The organism is Brevinema andersonii, from assembly GCF_900112165.1.
Classification (GTDB): Bacteria; Spirochaetota; Brevinematia; order Brevinematales; family Brevinemataceae; genus Brevinema; species Brevinema andersonii.
Window position 1 is genome coordinate 1 of record NZ_FOKY01000019.1, and the last position, 20,865, is coordinate 20,865.

General features: G+C 32.7%; 19 protein-coding genes and 1 riboswitch. Of the genes, 4 read left to right on the forward strand and 15 right to left on the reverse strand.

Annotated elements, in window-relative coordinates; all coding sequences use genetic code 11:
• Window positions 1-473: 473 nt before the first annotated feature.
• From hydE to BM018_RS06460, 15 genes are all read right to left on the reverse strand, one after another.
• Window positions 474-1,559, reverse strand: coding sequence for a [FeFe] hydrogenase H-cluster radical SAM maturase HydE (gene hydE, locus BM018_RS06390; protein ID WP_092319789.1), 1,086 nt, complete (start codon window positions 1,557-1,559; stop codon window positions 474-476).
• A gap of 93 nt (window positions 1,560-1,652) precedes the next feature.
• Window positions 1,653-2,216 (reverse strand): hypothetical protein, encoded by a 564-nt coding sequence (locus BM018_RS06395; protein WP_092319791.1) that lies wholly within the window; start codon window positions 2,214-2,216, stop codon window positions 1,653-1,655.
• 77 nt (window positions 2,217-2,293) lie between these two features.
• Window positions 2,294-2,668 carry a hypothetical protein gene (locus BM018_RS06400; protein WP_092319793.1) on the reverse strand — a complete coding sequence of 125 codons (375 nt, stop codon included), beginning with the start codon at window positions 2,666-2,668 and terminating at the stop codon, window positions 2,294-2,296.
• A gap of 1,184 nt (window positions 2,669-3,852) precedes the next feature.
• Complete coding sequence (locus tag BM018_RS07875; RefSeq protein ID WP_159428219.1) at window positions 3,853-4,014, reverse strand: hypothetical protein; 162 nt, start codon at window positions 4,012-4,014, stop codon at window positions 3,853-3,855.
• Between the two features lie 1,896 nt (window positions 4,015-5,910).
• On the reverse strand, window positions 5,911-6,768 hold the full coding sequence (locus BM018_RS06410; protein WP_092319797.1) for a glycosyltransferase family 32 protein: 858 nt from the start codon (window positions 6,766-6,768) through the stop codon (window positions 5,911-5,913).
• A gap of 35 nt (window positions 6,769-6,803) precedes the next feature.
• Entirely contained in the window at window positions 6,804-7,892 is a 1,089-nt protein-coding gene (locus tag BM018_RS06415) for a glycosyltransferase family 2 protein (RefSeq protein WP_092319799.1), read from the reverse strand.
• Window positions 7,893-8,208: 316 nt separating this feature from the next.
• Window positions 8,209-9,000: a bifunctional hydroxymethylpyrimidine kinase/phosphomethylpyrimidine kinase gene (gene thiD / locus BM018_RS06420; RefSeq protein WP_092319801.1), complete on the reverse strand. Its 792-nt coding sequence runs from the start codon at window positions 8,998-9,000 to the stop codon at window positions 8,209-8,211.
• Window positions 8,997-9,644 (reverse strand): thiamine phosphate synthase, encoded by a 648-nt coding sequence (gene thiE / locus BM018_RS06425; protein WP_092319803.1) that lies wholly within the window; start codon window positions 9,642-9,644, stop codon window positions 8,997-8,999. The genes thiD and thiE overlap by 4 nt, the downstream gene beginning before the upstream one ends.
• Window positions 9,631-10,455 carry a hydroxyethylthiazole kinase gene (gene thiM, locus BM018_RS06430; protein WP_092319805.1) on the reverse strand — a complete coding sequence of 275 codons (825 nt, stop codon included), beginning with the start codon at window positions 10,453-10,455 and terminating at the stop codon, window positions 9,631-9,633. The genes thiE and thiM overlap by 14 nt, the downstream gene beginning before the upstream one ends.
• Window positions 10,456-10,524: 69 nt before the next feature.
• Window positions 10,525-10,625, reverse strand: a riboswitch (TPP riboswitch).
• 64 nt (window positions 10,626-10,689) lie between these two features.
• Window positions 10,690-12,420: an AMP-dependent synthetase/ligase gene (locus BM018_RS06435; RefSeq protein ID WP_092319807.1), complete on the reverse strand. Its 1,731-nt coding sequence runs from the start codon at window positions 12,418-12,420 to the stop codon at window positions 10,690-10,692.
• 9 nt (window positions 12,421-12,429) lie between these two features.
• A complete protein-coding gene (gene ispD, locus BM018_RS06440) occupies window positions 12,430-13,125 on the reverse strand; it encodes a 2-C-methyl-D-erythritol 4-phosphate cytidylyltransferase (protein ID WP_092319809.1) in 696 nt (231 codons plus the stop codon).
• A 59-nt stretch (window positions 13,126-13,184) separates the two neighbouring features.
• Window positions 13,185-13,454 (reverse strand): hypothetical protein, encoded by a 270-nt coding sequence (locus BM018_RS06445; RefSeq protein ID WP_092319811.1) that lies wholly within the window; start codon window positions 13,452-13,454, stop codon window positions 13,185-13,187.
• A gap of 50 nt (window positions 13,455-13,504) precedes the next feature.
• Complete coding sequence (locus BM018_RS06450) at window positions 13,505-14,251, reverse strand: hypothetical protein (RefSeq protein WP_092319813.1); 747 nt, start codon at window positions 14,249-14,251, stop codon at window positions 13,505-13,507.
• Window position 14,252: 1 nt separating this feature from the next.
• Complete coding sequence (locus BM018_RS06455; protein WP_092319815.1) at window positions 14,253-15,101, reverse strand: patatin-like phospholipase family protein; 849 nt, start codon at window positions 15,099-15,101, stop codon at window positions 14,253-14,255.
• 49 nt (window positions 15,102-15,150) lie between these two features.
• The gene (locus BM018_RS06460) at window positions 15,151-17,616 is read right to left on the reverse strand and encodes a penicillin-binding protein 1A (protein ID WP_092319817.1); all 2,466 of its coding nucleotides are present in this window, start codon (window positions 17,614-17,616) and stop codon (window positions 15,151-15,153) included.
• 163 nt (window positions 17,617-17,779) lie between these two features.
• Here BM018_RS06460 and BM018_RS06465 point away from each other — a divergent pair, with 163 nt between their 5' ends.
• The 4 genes from BM018_RS06465 to BM018_RS06480 all read left to right on the forward strand — a co-directional run bounded on the left by BM018_RS06465 (window position 17,780) and on the right by BM018_RS06480 (window position 20,326).
• The gene (locus BM018_RS06465; protein ID WP_092319819.1) at window positions 17,780-18,415 is read left to right on the forward strand and encodes a hypothetical protein; all 636 of its coding nucleotides are present in this window, start codon (window positions 17,780-17,782) and stop codon (window positions 18,413-18,415) included.
• A 307-nt stretch (window positions 18,416-18,722) separates the two neighbouring features.
• On the forward strand, window positions 18,723-19,007 hold the full coding sequence (locus BM018_RS08325; RefSeq protein ID WP_159428220.1) for a WavE lipopolysaccharide synthesis family protein: 285 nt from the start codon (window positions 18,723-18,725) through the stop codon (window positions 19,005-19,007).
• Between the two features lie 528 nt (window positions 19,008-19,535).
• Window positions 19,536-19,928: a glycosyltransferase family 2 protein gene (locus BM018_RS06475; protein ID WP_092319823.1), complete on the forward strand. Its 393-nt coding sequence runs from the start codon at window positions 19,536-19,538 to the stop codon at window positions 19,926-19,928.
• A gap of 20 nt (window positions 19,929-19,948) precedes the next feature.
• The gene (locus BM018_RS06480) at window positions 19,949-20,326 is read left to right on the forward strand and encodes a hypothetical protein (protein ID WP_143280449.1); all 378 of its coding nucleotides are present in this window, start codon (window positions 19,949-19,951) and stop codon (window positions 20,324-20,326) included.
• Window positions 20,327-20,865: the final 539 nt, after the last annotated feature.

Sequence of the window (20,865 nt, forward strand, 5' to 3'; positions counted from 1 at the left end):
AGCATCTCCTTTCGAAATATATTTCTTATGAAGACAAAAATATCGAAGAGGGAATAGATAAATTTTTAGCCGACAATCCCGAGCACAAGGATAAAGCCGCCATCTGGGCTGTCCTCAAGTATGTTATATGAAAAATACAAAAACAGGGAGTAAAGAAATATCTCTTTATAAACAATCCCTAACCAATGCTCAGGGGAGGGACTTTCTTTCCTAGAGCAGGTGCGTAAGCCTGCCGCTTAGGAAAAGGAATTTTCTTTAAAGTCTCAAATCAAACTTCTCATGACAACTAGCTTTGCTTTCATAAGTCGTCCTTATAAATAAAAAGCATACTGATTAATTCAATATGCTATATTAATGAGATTAGTCAGTATGAATTCAAGAAAGTGATAATAAGTGTTAATAGATTTTTTAACATAGGATCTTTCTGTAAATTTATCTATTATATATATTTGTGGGATTTTGTCAAGTATATTTTATATAAGTTCTTGCTGATTCTCAAAGGTGAGATTAGATGGTATTTTCGTAGGATGATCTCCCCTTTGCAGATCAGGTGTGAATCCCCACATTGTCATTTTTCCAGCTATACACATACGGCACTCTGCATCTTCATCTCCTGTACATATTTTGCCGTCATAAAGTAAATATTTTGCTCTGACATCTTTAGGCGAAACGTTAGGCATAACAACATTTGCACCAGCCGCCAATCCTTTTTCACGTCCTACAATATCCAGCGATCCTAATGCAGTTGTTGCAGGAAGTAAAGCTTGTGGCAATGTAATACGAGTAAGAGCTATCATCAGTAATGTCTGACGTAAACTTCCGCTTTTTTCATCTTTAAATGGTGTATCTTTATGATGAATAAATGGTCCAATACCAACCATATGAGGTTGTAGTTCTCTAATAAAGAGAATATCTTCTGCAAGATCCTCTGCTGTTTGAGTTGGCAGTCCAACCATAAATCCTGCACCTGTTTGATATCCAATTTCTTTAAGATTGTATAAACATTGCTGCCTATTATCGTAAGACATTTGCGGTGGGTGAATATATTCATAAAGTCTGCGTGATGCGGCTTCGTGGCGTAAGAGATAACGATCAGCTCCTGCTTGGTAATAAGCAAGATATTCTTCATAAGTTTTTTCTCCAATCGATAATGTAATTGCACAATCAGGAAATTTATTCTTTATTGTACGTACCATATGACAAATATCATCAGTGGAATAGGTAAAATCTTCTCCAGATTGCAGTACAAATGTTCTATAATCTAAATTATAGGCTAATTCACAACATTCTAATATTTGTTGAAGACTTAATCGATATCTTTCAGCATTACGATTTTGAGCACGTATTCCACAATAAAGACAATTTTGTGCACAAAAACTACTGAATTCAATAAGAGCTCTCATATACACTCTTTTTTGAAAATATTTTTGTCTTTGTTGGTCTGCGAAGCTTATAATATCTTGTAATTCAGTGTCATTAATATTTTCAATAAGATATGCAAGCTCAGATTTTGTCATATCACACGGTGTATTAAATAATTTCTCTAAGATATTTTTCATAAATTTTCCTTTTATTTTTACCTTATAGTAGCTAATAAAATGTACAGAAATCAAGAAAAATTTACAAAACATACAAAACAATAGAATGTATCTTTAATAGACCCACCCTACACTAAAATTTGCTGCGAAAGCATTATTCAGATCGTTAACATTAAATTTATACTCATTGTACCCTGTAAAATAGCGGTAAGTAAGCCCGACACTTAAGACTAAAGTTTTAAAAATATGGAAATCAATATTTAGAGTAGGTGAAATAACAAAATGAAAAGAGGCATTTTCAGAATCTTGTTTTGAAGTAAATCCATGAATAGAACCAGCTCCTAAAAGTACAGAAATCCGAGCACCTACAATCTTCCAAGGTGTTTTGTAGCCAACAATAAAACCGCCATATAAATTCCGAAAATCTCTGTCGTAATAGTGTTTTGTTTCTGTGAAAGGATAAGTACCATACATACCTAAGCCTAACATAATTCCAAATACTGTTGTTCCCAAAGTTACACCACCATAAGTAATAAATTGGTTATCAAGGCCTCCTAATTGTTGTTCATAAGTAACCCATCCTCCTAAGAATTTGGGTGATTTTGATTGGGCAAATAATTTGCTGGTATTGCTTACACTGCAAGCTAGCGATACCATAAGAAAAATAGCTTTTTTCATTGGGAGCTCCTTACTAGGGATATTTGTTAGATATTCTTATATTATACTATATTTTTAAGAAGAATACAAGCTTATTATTAATTTTTTCTAAGTTCTGTTATAATTAGAAATAAACTGATTGGTAACATCCAAACTCCTATCCAAAAATAACGAAAATCTAATGACAGAGAAAATAAAAACAAACTTATGACATCAGCAAACCATGGAAAGTAAATAATTAATTTTCTTTTGTCCCCGTACAAGAATTCGTAAGTTAAAGCAAAAGGTAATATAATTGTTGTAGCCCATAGAGGAGTCAGTCTGTAAGAAGTATTTGCAGCATAGTAGAGAGGCTGCATTAGTAGGGGAAATAGCCTTTCTTGTGGACATCCGGGTGATTTCTTAAAAGTAACAGGACTTAATCCATAAAACGGATAGGGAGTTCGATTCCACATGATATCTATGAGGTTCAAGCTATTTCTTAAATGAATCGCAGATGAATTGGTCCATAATTGTATATAATGCTTGAAAAAAGTTTTATTATCGGCAATTTTTTCTGTAATTTGTTCGGAGCACAGAGCATTTTCTTTATTGTGGGATTCTTTGAATATAAAAATAAACCATATTGTTGAATTGACTTGTTCTCCATAGGTCTTCCCGTAAAGATGAAGTTAATTCCTTAATTTCCGGATGTAAGGAATTTTTTTGTCTATAAAGATATGCCGATTAATGGGAATGAGAATAGGGCTAGATTTATTTGCTTCTAAGTCTTTTGAGAATTGAAAATCCTGAAATAAAACAGCATATATAAAAGTCACCTATATTAAAACGCCCATTAATGGGATAGTGTCATGCGAAGTTTAATTTGAGACTTTAAAGAAAATTCTTTTCTTGTGTGGTAACTCATGCATCTTTTTTCTTTATAATTATTTATATTATAAAGAAATAAATGATTTTTAGATCAATATTTACTTTTTTAGTATTTTTTTTATCGGGCTGTTCTGCGCTAGAGACTGAGCAAGCGCAGACAGACGATGCAAGCAGTAGATAGACATCCAGATTTTTGATAATCTGAGAAAATTTCATGGTAAGACGGTCGTGATTTCATGCTATAAGGGTCCGCATCTTTATAAATTAAAAGAGGTGCAGAGTAGAATAGAACTGCCTGGTTGGGGATCGATTTTTAACATTCTAGGTAGAATAACGGACAAACGTGTTTCTTTGATAGAAGTGAGAATAGTAATGGGGTCGACATGAGATTTTACCGGCGTTAGATTTAGAAAATATTCGGGAATGATTGACAGGATGAAATATTTGGAAGACATCAATGAAAATTCTGCATTTTATGCATATATAGAGTCTCATTCCAACCCTAACATAAAAAGAGATAGGATACCCAAGAATTGCTATTCTGAAACTAGTCAATAAAGGCATAGCGATCATTAAAGTTAATGAAGATGAATGGCCTGATAAACCATACAGTTACTGGCAGTTTAAAGGGGCTACGGTATCACCATATAGTGATTATTGGTTAAATAAGGATCCTAATCGTAAGGCTAAGTATGATTTTAGATACATGCTAGCAGTAACCAGATGGCATCTTCTATCCCGTATGAATAAATTAGATCCGAATGCAGATCCTGATTGGATTCTTCTTTTATTTTAAAAGCATCCCCGTTCTTAATTCTTTTAATTTTTCCATACCATTAACCGGATATAAAGTTATCAGGACAGGCGGCGCCGACTTTTCGTAGACATATTCCACCACTGCCATCCAAGGTTCCCCGTCAATATTCGTAAAATATTTCTTAGACAACACAATATTCTTCGCTTCTTATACTGATCCAATTGTAACCAAGCCTCAGAGTGTTTTTGTAATATTTCTGTCAGTTTAGGCAGGGCTTGGCTTCTTCTGTTCCATTCCTTATCGATATGACGTACTAAATATTCAGGGTGTCATGCAAAGTGTAAAATGTCACTCGAACAAGTACAGATAAAACAAGCTTTTAGGGTCAAAAACAAGCATGTCTGTGAGGACATCGGGGATTTAATAATTAAATTTTGATTAAATTCTAGTTTAGTACTGGAAAAATAAGGATTTCAAGTCCATACAAAACTTGTCCGGTAATCCTAAATGCGGACATTTAAAAAATAGCTCTCCAAACGTCAAAAAAACGTTTAGAACTAATTAAATTCAAGATTTGAATTTTGTTTGTTATCTAAAAAGAGAGGATTTTCAGGTAAAAAACAACAATTTTTTAGCATAAAAAAGCCGCTTAATGCGGATATCTTCCATGAATGCCGCGTATATAGGAATTACTTATATACATGGCTTCTTGTGATGATGCAGCATGATGCTGATAATAGTGCGGATCCACCGTTCTTTGATATGGAATTCTTCGGAAAGCTCAGAATATGAGGCTCCTTGGCTCCATTATAACTATCATTCTAAAGATAAGAAACACAAGTATTTAGAGAAAATATCCCAGGTTTGGACCAATTTTAAACAAAATTTTTAAATGTCCGAAGGTCTCCGGCTCTGTTCTTAGTCTTAAAACAGTGATAAAACAGCTGTGAAACACGATAAAAAAAGAATTTAAAACTTTCTGCAATGCTTTTGAAGAGAAATTTTTTCATGTTGCAGGGTTGAAAATTAAACTTGAATTAAGAAACGCCCCATATCTAAGTTTAATAAGGTTATGGGGTGTTCAGGCAAGATTCAGGTTCTTCAGGTCTCAGATGTCTGCGGTTTTTGTTCTAAAATAGTCTCTTAAGTTAGTCAACGTTTAGTTTCGTTCGGGTGCCAAACTAAACTTATAATAGTGCCAAATCAAACTTCTCTTAACAGATAGTAAAAATTTTCCAAGATTTTTGAATAATGGAATAGATAAACAGAATGAAAAGACCCAAAGCAATAACAATTATTCCGTTGTGCCGGAAGAAATAAGCACTGCTTGGGTGGTGCTTGAAATAAACGGTAATAAACATTTTTTTGTTTGTGTTGATCCGTGAAAAGCAGCAGAAAAATATAAGAAATAAACATTAAACTTTGAGTATAAAGAATATCTTTTCATAGTGTAACGATTGTGGTGCCGTTGGTAGGCGGGCATAGAATAAAATAAAAACTGGCAATAGAATTTTGGAAGAAATTCCAATTCCATAAAAAAAGTAATCCATAGGCTGTAAATAGCAGCAAAAGATGTTACTTGAATAAAACTAATAATAGCAGGAGAATTCCAAATTTGAAAAAGAAATTTTTGAATTATCGTGTACAATATTGTATGGGTATTACTTATTTTGTTATTCTAAATCATAACCAAGGTGAGCCAGCTATCGTAAGAGACGTTTCCTGGATAACATAAAATCCAATAGATAAGCTTGATACAAAGGGTAATAAAAAACTCTTTCGGTAGAATATTTTTGTTTCATAAAAGAAAATCTAGGAAACTTATCGAACTTCTGCATAATAGTAGAAAAAATAATTAAACAAATTATTGAAAGTATTAAATATTGGATCAAAACATATAGGAAAAATGAAATATAGTATTTTAGGGAAAAAGAAGCTGCCACCTACTATAGAAAGAGTAGAGTTAGAGAGATAACAACATAATACAAAAGAAGAGAAATATGTTAGTATGATAACAGTTTTTTTTTGTAAAGTTTTGATAAATAAAGAGAAATTATTACATACAAAACAATAAGAGTAATATTCATCTCAAATTTCCCATAGTGTTTTTATTTTTTGTGGAATAGACTTTAAGGTTTTGATAGTGAATTGAATAATTTTTGAAAAAATACGTATGATTTTAGGTTTTTTTTTAGTTTGTGCTTCGAGATAATCTTTAAAATAGATGTTTCGTTTTTTTTGGATTTTCAGATCAAGAGTCCACGATCCTACAAAATGATGACATATACAAGTGTTTGAAGAGTATGCTTGAAAATTGTTGATGGAATTTGCACAGTAGGATACCACAGGTGAAAAATAATCAACAGGATAAATTTTGACATGGCCTTCTATAACTGGCTGGTCAGTCTCAATAAATCCCAAATTTTCTTGAGCAATGCCCTTTTCATAAAAATATAAATCAACAAGAAGTGGAGCAACAAACCATTTTTTCCTGCGCCAGTGCCGTAATACTCCCATATTTTCGTAAACTTTACACATAAAGTTGGTTAATTCAGAGTTCTTTTTGCTGGCCATTGAATGTGCTGTATATCCTTGAGTTTTAAATTCAAGCCCTATGAAAGCGTCATATTCCTGAGAAGCCTCTAGTTCTTCTACCAGCTGATTAAATTTTTTGCCGTTTATTACTTCTATATCGCCGTCGAGATAAATACCACCATATTCACGAAGGATCCACCAACGAAAATAATCGCTTAAAAATGCATGGTCTTTTTCTTTGAAAAGAGCTTGAGTATACTCGTTAAGATCCATAGGAAGATTTTCTGTATTCCAGTATTTTATTTGATAATTGGGTAATTCTTTTTTCCATGTTTCCAAATAATCCAAATAAATATCCTGTTTGTTGTCAAATCCAAAATAGATTCTATGCAGTACTTTGAGTGACCCCATCTTAATCTCCTATGTTTTGTTTCTGATATATTTGCTTATAGTAAAAATTTTTTTCTGATTATTTTTATTACTATATTTTTGTTTGGTAAAGATGAGCATATCATGTTTTTGATAGAACGGTATAATTTTATTATTCTTTTTTCATTAATGGAGAGGGTAGCTGTATCAGATATTAAGCTTTCATTATTGTTTATTTCAGTCAGCCAATAGATAAATTCATTCTGTAGGCCGTGTTTTATGATATATTGTTGTATTTGTATTTGTTCTTCTTTATTCATCGAGAAATATATGTTGAAATAGGCAACGGATATTTCAAATAAATATTGATGTAGTTTTTGACTTGTTTCTGGACTCGATTCTATAATGTTTTTGTTGAAAATATTAATAATTGTAGATGTAACCTGTATCGTATTTGCAATTTTTTTTTTGAATAATTCTATATCCAGTGTTTTTGACATAATTCCCACATTGCATCGGTACCAGTATAATTGATCTGGTATAGAAATGATTTTATTAACGGAGATACTGAAAGCAAGAGAAAAAATTTGTAGTAAATCTTCATAAAGAATAATATGTTGATTTTCAGGAAGCATAGGGATGAGGTTATTAATTAAAGATCTTTTGATGATGTAAAAACACATACAATTATCAAGTTTTTTTGTTAAAAGTTTTTCTATCCATTTTTTTTGTGTTAAAGAGCATTTTTGTGGTGTGAAGATTTTATTATAAGCTTTTTGTGATTTGTCAGGATGAAGGTATAAATGGGGATTTATATGGCAGATATCAGCTTGAAATTCGGTGAGTTTATGGTAGATGATTTGACAAGCTTCAGGTTTTAGGGAATCATCAGAATCTACATTTTGAATAAATTCTCCTTGTGCTATTTTGTAACCTTGTATTCTAGTATTAAGTGTTCCCATATTTTTTGGTAAATCAATAAATTTAATACGAGAATCAAGCTGTTGAAACTTTTTTACAATTTCTCTACAATTTCCAGGAGAATTATCATTAATAATAATAATTTCAATATCGTGAAGTGTTTGATTAATACACGAATGAATGCATTCTTCAAGAAATTCTTCGGTATTATATACGGGAATAATAATAGAAATTTTAGGATACATACCTTATCCTTGTTTAAATTTATAAGATATGGCTAGTTTTTAAGTTGAGAACTTAGTAATTATATACTACGATAGGCAAATTGTCAATATGAATTTTTTACTCCAATGTTTAATACCCGATTGGGGGTTTATTGAAGTTCTCTGAACAAGTAGGCTCTTCTTTGAGCCATCGCCTGTATGCACGCTCCATCTGCAATAGTCCCCTCCTTTGTTTTGTTTCTATTTTTTTGTTCTATAAAATAATTCTATATTTTTCAATAAAAGTAAAATAGCATCAGGAAAAATGATAATAGATATAGAATGACAAATATCACGTTTATTCTATATTAATAGAATAAACGTGATTTAATGGTCCAAGGCCTTTTCCAATATTTAGTCCAGATTTTAATGCACCTGTGATATAATTTTTAGCATTTTCTATACTTTGTTGTAGAGACATGTTTTTTGCTAGATTGCAGGCAATAGCAGTTGATAGTGTGCACCCTGTTCCATGAGTGTTTGGATTATTGATTTTTTCGGAGCGATACCAATAATAATTTCCATCAATATATAATAAATCATCAGCTTTATTTTTTAAATGTCCTCCTTTAATCAAAATAGGAGAAGATGTCAGTGCAGATATTTTTTTAGCAGCTAAGATCATATCATTTTCATTTTTAACAGGCAACTGAGCTAGTGTTTCTGTTTCGGCAATATTTGGGGTTATGATATTAGCGATAGGAAGCAAAGTTTTAATAATAGTCTCTATAGCTTGGCTGCATAATAAAGAACTGCCGCTTGTTGAGGTTATGACAGGATCAATAACAATATTTTTTGCATTATATTCCTTAAGCTTTGTGACAATAATATCAATAATTTCATTGCTTTGGACCATACCTATTTTAACAGCATCTGGTGGAATATCTTTGAAAATACAATCCAGTTGTAATGCAACAAAATCAGCAGTGATAGGGTATATATCATAAACTCCTGTTGTATTTTGAGCTGTTAGGGCTGTTATGGCGCTCATGGCATACATTTTGTGAGCTGTTATAGTTTTGATATCAGCTTGAATGCCTGCACCACCGCTGCAGTCAGATCCTGCGATAGTCAATACTGTTTTTATCATGAATTTCCTCCAATTACTATTTCCTGGGTCAATTTAAGCATGTTACGGGTAGCTTTTGTAATATCCGGCTGCCCGAAAATACCAGCAACAACAGCTACACCATCGATTCCTGTGCCTTTTAGTTGACGGATATTGTTAGCAGAAATTCCCCCAATGGCAACTACAGGAATCGATACTGCTTGACAGATATCTTTTAAAGTTGAATAGGTAATAATTATGGCATCAGGTTTGACAGATGTTGGGAATACTGCTCCTACACCTAAATAATCAGCTCCGTTTTTTTCTGCTAACAATGCTTCTTCAACAGTTTTCACAGAAACTCCTAATATTTTGTTTCCTATTTTTGATCTTATAATATCAGCAGGTGTATCTTCCTGTCCTACATGGATTCCATCTGCATTACAAGCAATAGCAATATCAACATTGTCATTGATAATGAATGGTATTCGATATTTTTTGCATAATTTTTTGATATTTTGTGCTTCTGATAAAAAGGTCTCATAATCGAGGTGTTTTTCACGTAACTGTAGTAATGTAACACCTCCTTTTAAGCATTTTTCTACTTGTTCTGATAAACTATTGTTTTTGTTCCAAGTACGGTCTGTTACAGCATACAACAGTAAAGATTGGCTATCTAATTTCATAATTTGCCTCGTCTTTCAGAGCTTTTCCAGTAAGATTGTAAATTTCATCAATAAGATAATTACGGTAACTGGAATTTCCATTGTTGTTTTTTTTCATAGTATGGTAAGCTTTTTCTCCGCAAATGCCCATTGCGCATACACTGGCAGCAGCAGCTTCTAGGATGTTATCGGCATTAGCTGCCGCATAAGCTGTAGTCATTGCAGATAACATACAACCAGATCCTGTTATCTTTGACATCATAGGGTGGCCATTTTTGATAATATAAGCTTTTTCTTTACCTGCTACGATATCAATAGCTCCCGTAATGATAATAACAGCACCAGTATTTTGTGATAGAAGTTGTGCAAAATCAAGAATACTGTTGATATTGTCCATATTAATAGTATCTGCCGAATTGGCATCTACTCCTTTTGTTGTAGTGGTGCCTAAAGCCAAATTTTTTATTTCTGATATATTGCCTCGAATAATAGAAAATGAAATTTCTTTCAATAGAATATTAACAGTATCAGTTCGAAATTTTGAAGCTCCTATGCCAACAGGGTCAAGAACAACAGGATGATATAGTTGATTAGCTATTTTACCAGCTGAAATCATTGCTTCAATTGTATGTGCATTAAGTGTGCCAATGTTAATATTGAGGCCTGCACAGATTTTTGTAATTTCGGAGACTTCTTCAATAGCATCAGACATAATAGGTGATGCTCCACACGCAATTAAGATATTAGCACAGTCATTGACTGTCACATAGTTAGTAATATTATGGATTAATGGTGATTTTATTTTTATATTCTCGAGGATTTGATCAAACATAAAAATTTCTCCTAAAACTTATTGTATTTTCAGCAAAATAAAAACGGGAAACCATGATTGGTATTCCCGTTGTATATTTAATTTCTTTCCCTACGTTGGCATTACCCAAATCAGGTTAAGGGTCGAAGCAAAACAGCTTCCTCTCAGCTTAAGCTCCCCTAGACTATTTATTATATAGTAAAATAATAAATTTGTCAAATTTATTTTGCATTCTCTATCAATAAAAATGAATAATTAATATTTTTGTTGAAGCAAATGCCGAAAATCTTTTCCCTTATATTCAAATCTTTTAACTTTGCGTGTAGAATTTTTAATAAGTTCTTCAGTTCGTATTTCATATCCTCTAATCATTTGATACATATGTAATTTTTTGTTAATTTCCCGGATATGTTGGTCAATATGGGCATGTATTTCGGTGGGTTCACTTATTTGATTGGATTCCAGATATATAGAATCTAGTACTATCAATGCACATACAGTTTCTGCCAGATCATTAGCGCTTTGAGGCACTCCTAATACCAGCGATTCCAATATGTATGGGTCACTATTAATTAATTCTTCAATTTCTTCGGGGTAAACATTTTTTCCTCCGCTGGTTACAATAATATTTTTATATCGGCCTGCAATATATAAGTATGCTTTATTGGCATGAGTTTTAATAAATCCCATATCGCCAGTTTTCAGCCAATTATCTTCTGTGAATGCAGCACGTGTTGCTTCGGGGTTGTTGTAATATCCTTGCATAACATTATCGCCTTTTACGCAAATTTCGCCGATCCCTTCATTATTAGCGTCGATAATTTTCCAAGAAACATGTGGAACTGCAATCCCAACCGATTGATTAAAAATAGGTCCACTTGGAGGGTTGACAGAAACGACAGGTGAGGCTTCCGTAAGCCCATAACCGTTTCCAAGATTGAAGCCTAAAATAGCAAATCCTTTTGCAGTCTGTTCAGATAAGGGGGCTGCGCCTGAAATCATAAAGCGTACAGTATCGAATCCAGCTTTTTTTCTGAGAAACCGAAATAACTTTTCTCCGACTTTGTGTGATCCTGTCATGCCATAAAATAATTCAGAAGTCTTGTATAATATGTTAATGGCAAAGTTAAACGGAAATTTTAATTCATGGATATTTTTCCTGATGCCATCTAAGATTTTTTTATATAGTGCTGGAATTCCTATCATAATGGTAACTTGAGTTTCTTTGATAGCAGCGATAAGCCGGTTGGGTTTGATAGACTCTGCATAGGTAATGGCTGCACCAGTTCCAAGTACCGTCATTTCAACAGAAAATTCTAAGGTATGATGCAACGGTAAAATACTGAATTCAATATCATTTTCTGTAAGTTCTGCAGATATACATAAATTATTAACTTGATGAATGAAATTTTTATGTGTTAAGACCACTGCTTTAGCGTGACCTGTAGTGCCTGAAGTATATATTAAAGAAGCAATATCTGTTGGTTGCACTTCCTGTTTCTGCCATGCAGAAATAGGTATTTCTATAATGTCTTGCAAAAAATTAATTGTACCTTTGCATTTTGATAAAGAAGATTCTTTATCAAAAATGATCCATTCTTTAACTTGATTCATGATTTTTGGATTATCTTTGAGTTTAGTGAAAATTGCTGCCGAAATAAATACTGTTGATGCTTCGGAATCGCTGATTAAATTTTGAATTTCATCCGGGGTGAGCAAGGCATCTAACGGAACAGCGATCAATCCATTGTATACCACTCCTAAATACGACATAATCCATTCAGGACGATTTTCTGAAATAATAACAATTTTATCTTTTTGTTTGATGTTTTTCTTCTTTTGTAAGAACTGTGCAATCTTAAGGATAGAATCATAAAGTTGGCGGTAACTGATAGAAACAAAACGTTCACCATTAAACATTCGAGAGTAGATTTTTTCTCCTCTTATCTGAAAAGAATCTGCTAAGTGTTGTAAATGTAAATACATAACACACTCCTAATTATTGTTTAATAAAATTTCTGCAGTGAGTAGATCGTTACGATGGGTGATTTTTATATTGGAATGAAGCCCTTCAATTAAAAAGATTGGAATTTCCGGACAGTATGTTTTTATGACAGAGCAATCGTCTGTCGGTCGGAAATTTTTATCTTGTAGAGCTTTATTAAAAGCTTGTTCCAATACTTCGATATGAAAGCATTGTGGTGTTTGTGCATGCCAGAAATCTTGACGATTGGGTATATCTTGAATTATAGAGCCATCCACTTTAAATAATGTATCTGTACTTGGGGTACCAACTGCTACAGCAGAATAGTGCAATAAGCTTTTAATACACTGTTCTAACGTGCTTGGCGCAAGTAATGGACGTGCCGCATCATGAATAATCATGTTAATATTTGTTCGTTCTTTGTAAAAATTTAAAGCAGACAGAGTAGAATGATATCGTTCTTGACCGCCAAAAGTTATATGATATTGTTTATTTAATTGAACGTTGGCTAGAATATTTTTGATTTCTGAATGATCTTCCAGGCGGATAACGAGTAAAATCTCGTCAATAAGCGGACATTTATCGAATATCGAAATAGTATGTTCTAAAATTGTTTTTTTATTAATAATAAGAAATTGTTTAGGTTTCTGAGCTTGCATCCTGATGCCTGAGCCTGCGGAAAGTATAATCGCGATGTTTCGACGCATAAAAACCTCACCATATAATATATGTTAGTATAACATATGGGCGAGGTTTTTTCAAGGATTTAAGCTATGCTATTCATTAAATGAAAAATTTTTTCTTGAGATAAAGTTTCATCCATAATTGTATTGAAAAAGTTATAAACATGTTTCATGTCTGCTTTGTCGAAAAATGTTTTTAAGTCCATTAACAAAGTAGCATAGATGTTATTAATATCTTGATCTGCTATGAATTTTTTCAGCGAAGGGGATACAATTTGACCGGTAATTAAAATATCCGCTAAAATTTCTGCATAAAAAATATTCCATAATTTTTTTCGTGTTGCGATATCCATGAGTACCTCCGATTGTTGTGTATTAAAGATACTTATGAATCTTATATTCGTCAAGCACCTACGAAAAATAAATAATGAAAATAGATTTCTTCAGCATCTAGACATGGATTTAATGTCAATCTTCCTTGTCTGTAAATCATCATTTTTTTATTTCCAACGCAAAATTCAGAAAAAAATTTTGATACGCGAACCAATTTTGCATATCCACTTTGATTGATAGAATTGCCTAGTTCTAGAAGATCCAAATTACGCTCTTCCGAGGGTGCAACAGCACTCGTATCTTCCGAGCATGCTGTGGCAACCAGGTCACATTGAATTCCTGAACTATAAAAATTTTGTGTTCGTTTTTCTGGAATTTTTGTGATATGTTGCTGATTTATTGCAAAACTATGAGGTATTGTATCAGGGTTAAGATATGAAAATAAAGAGTTACTAAATTCAAAATTTTGCTTGAAAAGAGGAATGCGTTTGAAATAATCGAGTTTAATCGAATCTGATGCCTGTTGAAAGTACATTTGTTGTGACAATGCATCAAATGCAAAACAAGGTTTTTTATTTAAAGTGGCTTGTTCTAAGCATATGTTTATACTGTGTACCGAACCAGAACAATCGATATAAAAATCAAAAAATTTCCAAGGAATTTGATCAATTCGATCGTACCGAAGACCAAATGTAAAATCTGCTGCCGGCCATTGAGTGAAGTAAGGCGAATAACAGCTAACAACTTTGTGGAATGATTGAATGTAATTTATAATTTCCAATGTTTGAGGCAGGCCTCCTATTACAAGTGTTGTCATCTTAGAAACCTGTTTTTTCTAATGTGGAAATAGCTGCTTGGTACCCATCATTAATAAGTTTGTACTTAATTTTTTGCATATTTGAAAGTGTAGGGTGATATGTCCCAGAAAATTGCACGGAGATATCTGGAGGTGTCATTTGGTACTCTAGAGCGGTAATTCTTGATTGAATGAGAAGAAAAGATTTAATAACAGGATCTGCTATAGGTAAGATTCTACTCAATAAATCTCCCTTGATGGATCGATTGACTTTATGCGCATGTTCATCGTCCAGTGAATCGTAAGCAATTAAATTTGAAGCTAATACTGGACCGTGAAAATGTTTTCTTATTAATTGGATAGGGACAGGGCCTAATACGCTGCCGTCTACAAGAATATGGTGATTGTATTCTACTGCAGAAAAAAAACCGGGAATAGAACAGCTAGCTTTCACGGCAAGTCCTATATTTCCTTGAGTAAAAACAACTTCTTTGAAATGCAGGATATCTGCTGCTCTGCATATAAAAGGAATATTCAATTCTTCAATAGTTCTATTTCCTGCTAATGTATTAATTTCATCAGCGATCTTTGTGCCACTGAAAATTCCTGTTTTAGGAAGAAGATTAAGATTAAAAGTAGTTAATAATTGAAAAAATTGAGTTTTATTTTCGATAATATCGAGGATTTCATCTGCAGAATAGCCCATAGCGTAAATGCTACCTAATAGAGAACCTATGCTAACTCCCGCAATAAAAGAAATAGGGATTTTCTTTTCTTCTAGAGCTTGAAGAACACCAATATGGAAAAAACCACGAACATCTCCCCCACCTAAAGCCAGTCCTAATCCATATTTTTTTATTTTTTTTTTAATAGAAAGTTATTAATCATTGTTTTCATTGTATCCTCTATTTGTAAAGATACTAAAGGCCACTTGATAAATCAAAAGAAAGATCTAATTCATCCGAATTAACGGATTGATCTAGGGTATAAGGATTAGAGTTATTTGTATGAGTTGTTAAATCAACAGTTTCACCGGAAACTTCATAATTATCTTTTTGGGCCATTTGTGCTTGAATTCGAGCAATTGTTTCTGCATCACTATAAGTCTGGGGTTCAGTACCAGGTAAAAAATATTCAGTATAACCTTCTGTATCCTGTGCAGTTGCCAACAAGCCAGTGTATGATGAAACAAATGCTGTCTTTAAACCTTCTGTCGACTGTTGAAAAGGTAAATTAGAAACGGGGGTCAAAGAATTTACTTTTTTCATATAATTCATCCAGATTGGAGCTGCTGTTACAGCACTAGAACGGCTTTTACCAAGAGCTTTACGAGAATCATCCAAACCTATCCAAATTACTGTAGATAAATTAGAAGTAATACCCGCAAACCAACTATCAGTCCAGTTAGACGTTGTACCTGTTTTTCCTCCTGAGCTACTCGTATTATAGCCAGCACGCATTGCAGCTCCTGCAGCGGTTCCCCTTTGCATTATGTCATGAAGCAAGCTTTGCATAATTTTAGCCGTGCCTTCTGAAATAATGCGGACTTTGGGTCTAGAATCATGTGTAACCTTAAAATCGTCAATAAGTTGCCCATTACGATCATAAACTTTAAGAATAGCAATCGGCTCAACGGACATGCCACCATTAGCAATGACACCGAAAGCTTGAGCCATCTCTAAAGGACTAGCTGTACCTGTTCCTAATGCTGTTGCTAATTCATTATGAATACGTTTTGTTAAACTGTCTGAAGATGTTCCGAAAAATAATGATAACTGATTTAAAATAAAATCATACCCTAATAATTTAATCATTCTTTCCCAAATTTGAATGGCAATAATATTGACACTCAATCTTAGGGCACGCCTTGCTGTCATCGGACCTTGATAGGTACCGTTATAGTTTCTTGGAACCCAAATATTACCATTAGGTAATTTGTAGGATAAAATTTCATCAACAAAAATTTCTGAAGGGGTAATGATTTTGTTGTCCAGAGCGATAGCATAAAGCAAAGGCTTAAATGTAGAGCCCATTTGCCTACGGGCTTGTGTTGCCCTGTTGAATTGGTTAGCTACACTATAATGGCGACCTCCTATCATAGCATTAATATAGCCTGTATAGGGATCTATTGATACCAATGCGCCTTCTACGGAATCTTCTTTCCGGGCTACTAAATGTTTTGAATTATTTAAGTTATCGATTTTCATGTTGATTGTATCCATACCCAGAATAAATGAAGCAAGTGAAATTAAGTCTTGATCACTGGATACCATAGAACTTACAATTTTTTCTGTCCGGGTATCGCTGAATGAAAAACTGTCTAATCCGAAGCTTAATCCTAATAGATCGATAATATCTTCATAGTTTTTTTTCAATGTTGAGGAATTTCGAGCGTAATGTCCCGAATAGATTTCTTGTTCATTTGACAATGCTTTTTCAAATTCAATATTTGCTGCTTTTTGATAGTCTAAATTTAATGTTGTATGAACTTCCAATCCTCCTTTATATAATAGTTCTTCTCCATAACGTTCAAGAAGTTGCTGCCGAACATATTCTGTAAAAAAACCAGCAACTTCTGTTTCTTTTTGTTGAATATTTCTGGTTGCAGCTGTAAAAGAAGCATCATAATTAATCCAAAAATCCTTAAAAATCTGGTCAGCCTCAACTTGTGAAATATAACCACTATTGACCATAGAATTAAGAACAATTTTATGTCTTTCTTGAGCTGATTTGTAATTATTTATTGGTGAATATCTTGAAGGAGCTTGAGGTAATCCCGCTAAAAAACTAGCTTCTGCTAGAGTTAATAATTTAGCAGGCTTGTCAAAATAAAATTTTGATGCTGCCTCTATGCCATATTGTCCGTGCCCAAAGTATATCAAATTGAAATATAATTCAAGAATTTCTTCTTTTGAGTATTTTTTTTCTATTTGAAGAGCATACCAGAGTTCTATTAATTTTCTTTGGATAGACCGCGAACTATCTGTGAATAATAACTTAGCAAGCTGTTGGGTTAACCCGGATCCTCCTCTTGCTCTGCGTCCCCGAAGCGGGTCAAAAACTACTCCTTGGATCATAGCAGCTACGTTTACGCCACCATGTTGGTAAAAACGGTTGTCTTCGGTTGCAATGATGGCTCGGATCAAATCGTGAGGTAGGTCATTAAAGGAAATAATATTTCTTTTTTCTAAAAAATATTCTGTAATGAACCGGCCTTTAATATCTAGAATTTTTGTAGGAACAGAGTAGTGGGAATAAGCATCCAACTGTTCAACATCCTTGAGATTATTAAAAGTAACAATTAATTTTGTAAGAGCTATCCCTGTGAATAATGCAACAAAACCTAGAGTAATAAACATTTTGATTTGCCAGCTTTTTAATGTCATGCAATCCTACCTCAATTTCAAAGACTTGAAATTATAACAGATTGATGCTTAAAAATCAAATTTAATCACTGTTGTGTGATTTGTTTTTTATATTTTAAGCAGAGGATATATTGCTTTTTTTGAAAAATATATTATAATATCCCATAATTTTAGAGGTAATGTTATGAAAAAAATATATATTATATTAGGCATTGTGTTAGCTGGGTTTTCTCTGGCTTTTGCTCAAAAAAATACAGTAGCACGCGAAGTTTTAGAACAGTACATTCAAGCATGGTTTTCATTAGATGATGATAATGATTGGTTTTTTGAAGTTAATGATCTTAAATTTCCGAAGCAAGGAATTGCATACGGATTGAAAGTTTTGGATGAGAGCCTTAAAGGTAATAAAGTATCCAAAGAAGATAGACAGAAAATTCGTCAACGCTATATTGATACTTATGTTGATCAGAGTATGATATTTGCCTTGTCCTATAAAGATTTATTGAATTCTGATGAATTAGATTATTTAATGCAGGAATTCTTCCGTCAAGCTGCAGCTCAAATTTGGCTGGAAAAGCAAATTCAAAAAAATCCGCAAGCTATTGTTCCAACAAAGCAAGAAATTGATGAATATTATGCTAAACATTCTGCACGTTTGATTTCTTTAGGATTGTCTGCCTCCCAAATTAAAGATTATACAGAGCAAGAATTAAAACAACAAAAACTCCAGTTATGGACTCAAGAAGAAATGAAAAAAGTAAAAGCATCAACAAAAATAAAATTCAATAAAGCAATTAAGAAAGAATTGGGAATCAGATAGAAAATATTTTAATTGTTTATTTGGTACTGATTTCATTATTAATAAAATCAGTACCAAATAATTTATTGAATTGGACTATTCAATTTCTCTTTTGTCACAATGTTATTTATATTTCATATTATTGTAGGATATCAGAATGAAGATTCAAGATATTTCTTTTGTAGTTCAAGGATATTTTGATGAGTTCAGTACTATCAAATGCATTAATTCTTTACGTCTTTTTCCCCCAATCGGAAATTATTTTAACAACTTGGTAAGTATCTAATACGGCTTGTATTGATCATTTATGTGATATGTAATATATTCTTTGGGTCCTGGAGGTTTTATAGGGAGTTACGGGTATGTCAATAATCTATTACGTCCATTAGTGTCGACTCAAGCGGGATTAAAAAAAGTAACTCGTCCTTATTGTATGAAATTGAGATCGTATCTTCTTTTCCAATCGAAAAAATTTCTTTCGTATTATCAGCAATTTCCTGAACGTGATGAAAAATATATATTTTTTAAAAATAGTGTTATTGTTACTTCTTTTTTTCTAAAAAGTATATTACCGATGGCACTGTTATTCTTCCTTACCATATCATATCAGTGATTGGCTTGCTTTTGGCTTGACGGAAGATATCAAGCTTTTATGGGATATCTCATTACTTCAGGAGTCGGAATTTTTGCAATATTGGTTTGTGCTAATACCTATCATGGAAGAGCACCGGATTTGTATGATCAAAGGCACCAGTATCCTCCTGAACAATATATTTTTATAGAAGCCTTGAAAAAAGTATCCTAATATGGAATTTCCGAAAACATACTTGGATTTTACGGATTTTGATTGTGAGTTTTATGAGAGAATCGTTGCGAATAATATGATTATTTTAGATCCGTAGCGAATAAAAATTTACTGTAATAAAAACAAACCGGAACCATATAGAACACTGTGTTTGAATCTTTTAGCAGCTGCCCGTTATCGACTGTATGACTATAGTACATTTTGCCATGGTTATAAAAAAAATGTGATTCTAACTTTAAGGTTCCTATTTTCTCTATTTTTTATGATTTGTTCAAAAAGAATGGAGGAATTCAATGGTAAGGGATGATTTAGTAAGTGTGGTAGTACCTGTTTATAATGTGGAAAAAACGCTTCAAAGAATATCTAAATAGTTTGATAAATCAGACGTATAACAATATAGAAATCATTTGCATTAATGATGGTTCTGTAGGTAATTCTTTGGAGATTCTACAGGAATATAAACAAAAATATCCTGATAAATTTGTTATTTTAACTCAAGAAAATCAAGGTTTAAGTACTGCCAGAAATACTGGTATTAATCTGATGAAAGGGGAATTTTGTCTTTTTTTGGACTCTGATGATTATATTTCTCCTATAATCATAGAACTATGTATCAAAAAAATGATTTATTTTGAATCAGATGGTGTTTATTTCAAAGGAATTCATTTTGCAGAGAATAGGATTTTGGATTATATGTATGTACTTATATCAAAATATCAAATTTCTTGATTCCCAAGAACTAAATGTTTATGATCTGTTTCTTTATACATGCTACTAATGCAGTATTAATCTTTTATCCGACTTCTATTATTAAAAAATATAATCCTGGTTTCATTGACCGATTATTTTGTGAAGATTGGTCGTTTGTGATGTCTTATCTTTCGAAGGTAAAAACAGTATATTGGCTTAATGCAGCATTATATTATTGTCGTATGAATAACACTTCATTATCTAATACAATGTCTGACTGGTACTTGGGTGTATTTGAGGCCGTCGGAGAACGTAAAAAGCCGCTTGAAACAGCAAATTTATGGTGTTTTCATGAACAGTTGCAAAATTTGCTGGGTCTGCGGTATATTTTGAATTTTTATTATTCTAAGGTTTATATAATGTTCCCATCAGAGTAAACAGTGACAGTGCGAAATTAAAAATATGTATTTGTCCTACGCTCCTATTTATAGGATTGGGTTATGTACAATGCTCGAGAAATCTAAAACATTGAAATATATTGCACAAGATAAGAATTTGGCACTGAATAATTTATTGTTTTTGAAAAAATAGGTTTAGAAAATACGGTTGATCGGCTGTTTATGTACGCAGTTGTCATGTAAAGTTTAGTTTGAGACTTTTTGTCATATAACATTTAGTTTTGCAGTTTTTGAAAATAAAAATTAAAATTTGTCAAGTTTTTTTATACTATTGTTTTCAGGGGAAGGAAGTAGAAAGAGAAAAGATGAATTGTTAGAATAAACCCATGAAGAGAGCCCCCAATTCTTCCCGTAGGCTTTTAAGGATTCATCATCCTTAATGCTGCATTCCTCCCTATAAAATATTTGGGGAGGGATGTTTACATTCTATAAGGATATCTAGTATTCTGGCTATTCTATAACCTATTCTTTATAAAATGGCAAACCAAGAAGAGGTATCAGGATAACGTCCTTTGACA

Coding starts and splice junctions, on each gene's coding strand:
- thiD (WP_092319801.1), bottom strand. CDS start 9,000: ATGATAAAAACAGTATTGACTATCGCAGGATCTGACTGCAGCGGTGGT.
- BM018_RS06435 (WP_092319807.1), bottom strand. CDS start 12,420: ATGTATTTACATTTACAACACTTAGCAGATTCTTTTCAGATAAGAGGA.
- thiM (WP_092319805.1), bottom strand. CDS start 10,455: ATGTTTGATCAAATCCTCGAGAATATAAAAATAAAATCACCATTAATC.
- BM018_RS06415 (WP_092319799.1), bottom strand. CDS start 7,892: ATGTATCCTAAAATTTCTATTATTATTCCCGTATATAATACCGAAGAA.
- thiE (WP_092319803.1), bottom strand. CDS start 9,644: ATGAAATTAGATAGCCAATCTTTACTGTTGTATGCTGTAACAGACCGT.
- BM018_RS06410 (WP_092319797.1), bottom strand. CDS start 6,768: ATGGGGTCACTCAAAGTACTGCATAGAATCTATTTTGGATTTGACAAC.
- BM018_RS06450 (WP_092319813.1), bottom strand. CDS start 14,251: ATGACAACACTTGTAATAGGAGGCCTGCCTCAAACATTGGAAATTATA.
- hydE (WP_092319789.1), bottom strand. CDS start 1,559: ATGAAAAATATCTTAGAGAAATTATTTAATACACCGTGTGATATGACA.
- BM018_RS06395 (WP_092319791.1), bottom strand. CDS start 2,216: ATGAAAAAAGCTATTTTTCTTATGGTATCGCTAGCTTGCAGTGTAAGC.
- BM018_RS06480 (WP_143280449.1), top strand. CDS start 19,949: ATGATCTGTTTCTTTATACATGCTACTAATGCAGTATTAATCTTTTAT.
- BM018_RS06465 (WP_092319819.1), top strand. CDS start 17,780: ATGAAAAAAATATATATTATATTAGGCATTGTGTTAGCTGGGTTTTCT.
- BM018_RS06460 (WP_092319817.1), bottom strand. CDS start 17,616: ATGACATTAAAAAGCTGGCAAATCAAAATGTTTATTACTCTAGGTTTT.
- BM018_RS06445 (WP_092319811.1), bottom strand. CDS start 13,454: ATGGATATCGCAACACGAAAAAAATTATGGAATATTTTTTATGCAGAA.
- ispD (WP_092319809.1), bottom strand. CDS start 13,125: ATGCGTCGAAACATCGCGATTATACTTTCCGCAGGCTCAGGCATCAGG.
- BM018_RS06475 (WP_092319823.1), top strand. CDS start 19,536: ATGTGGAAAAAACGCTTCAAAGAATATCTAAATAGTTTGATAAATCAG.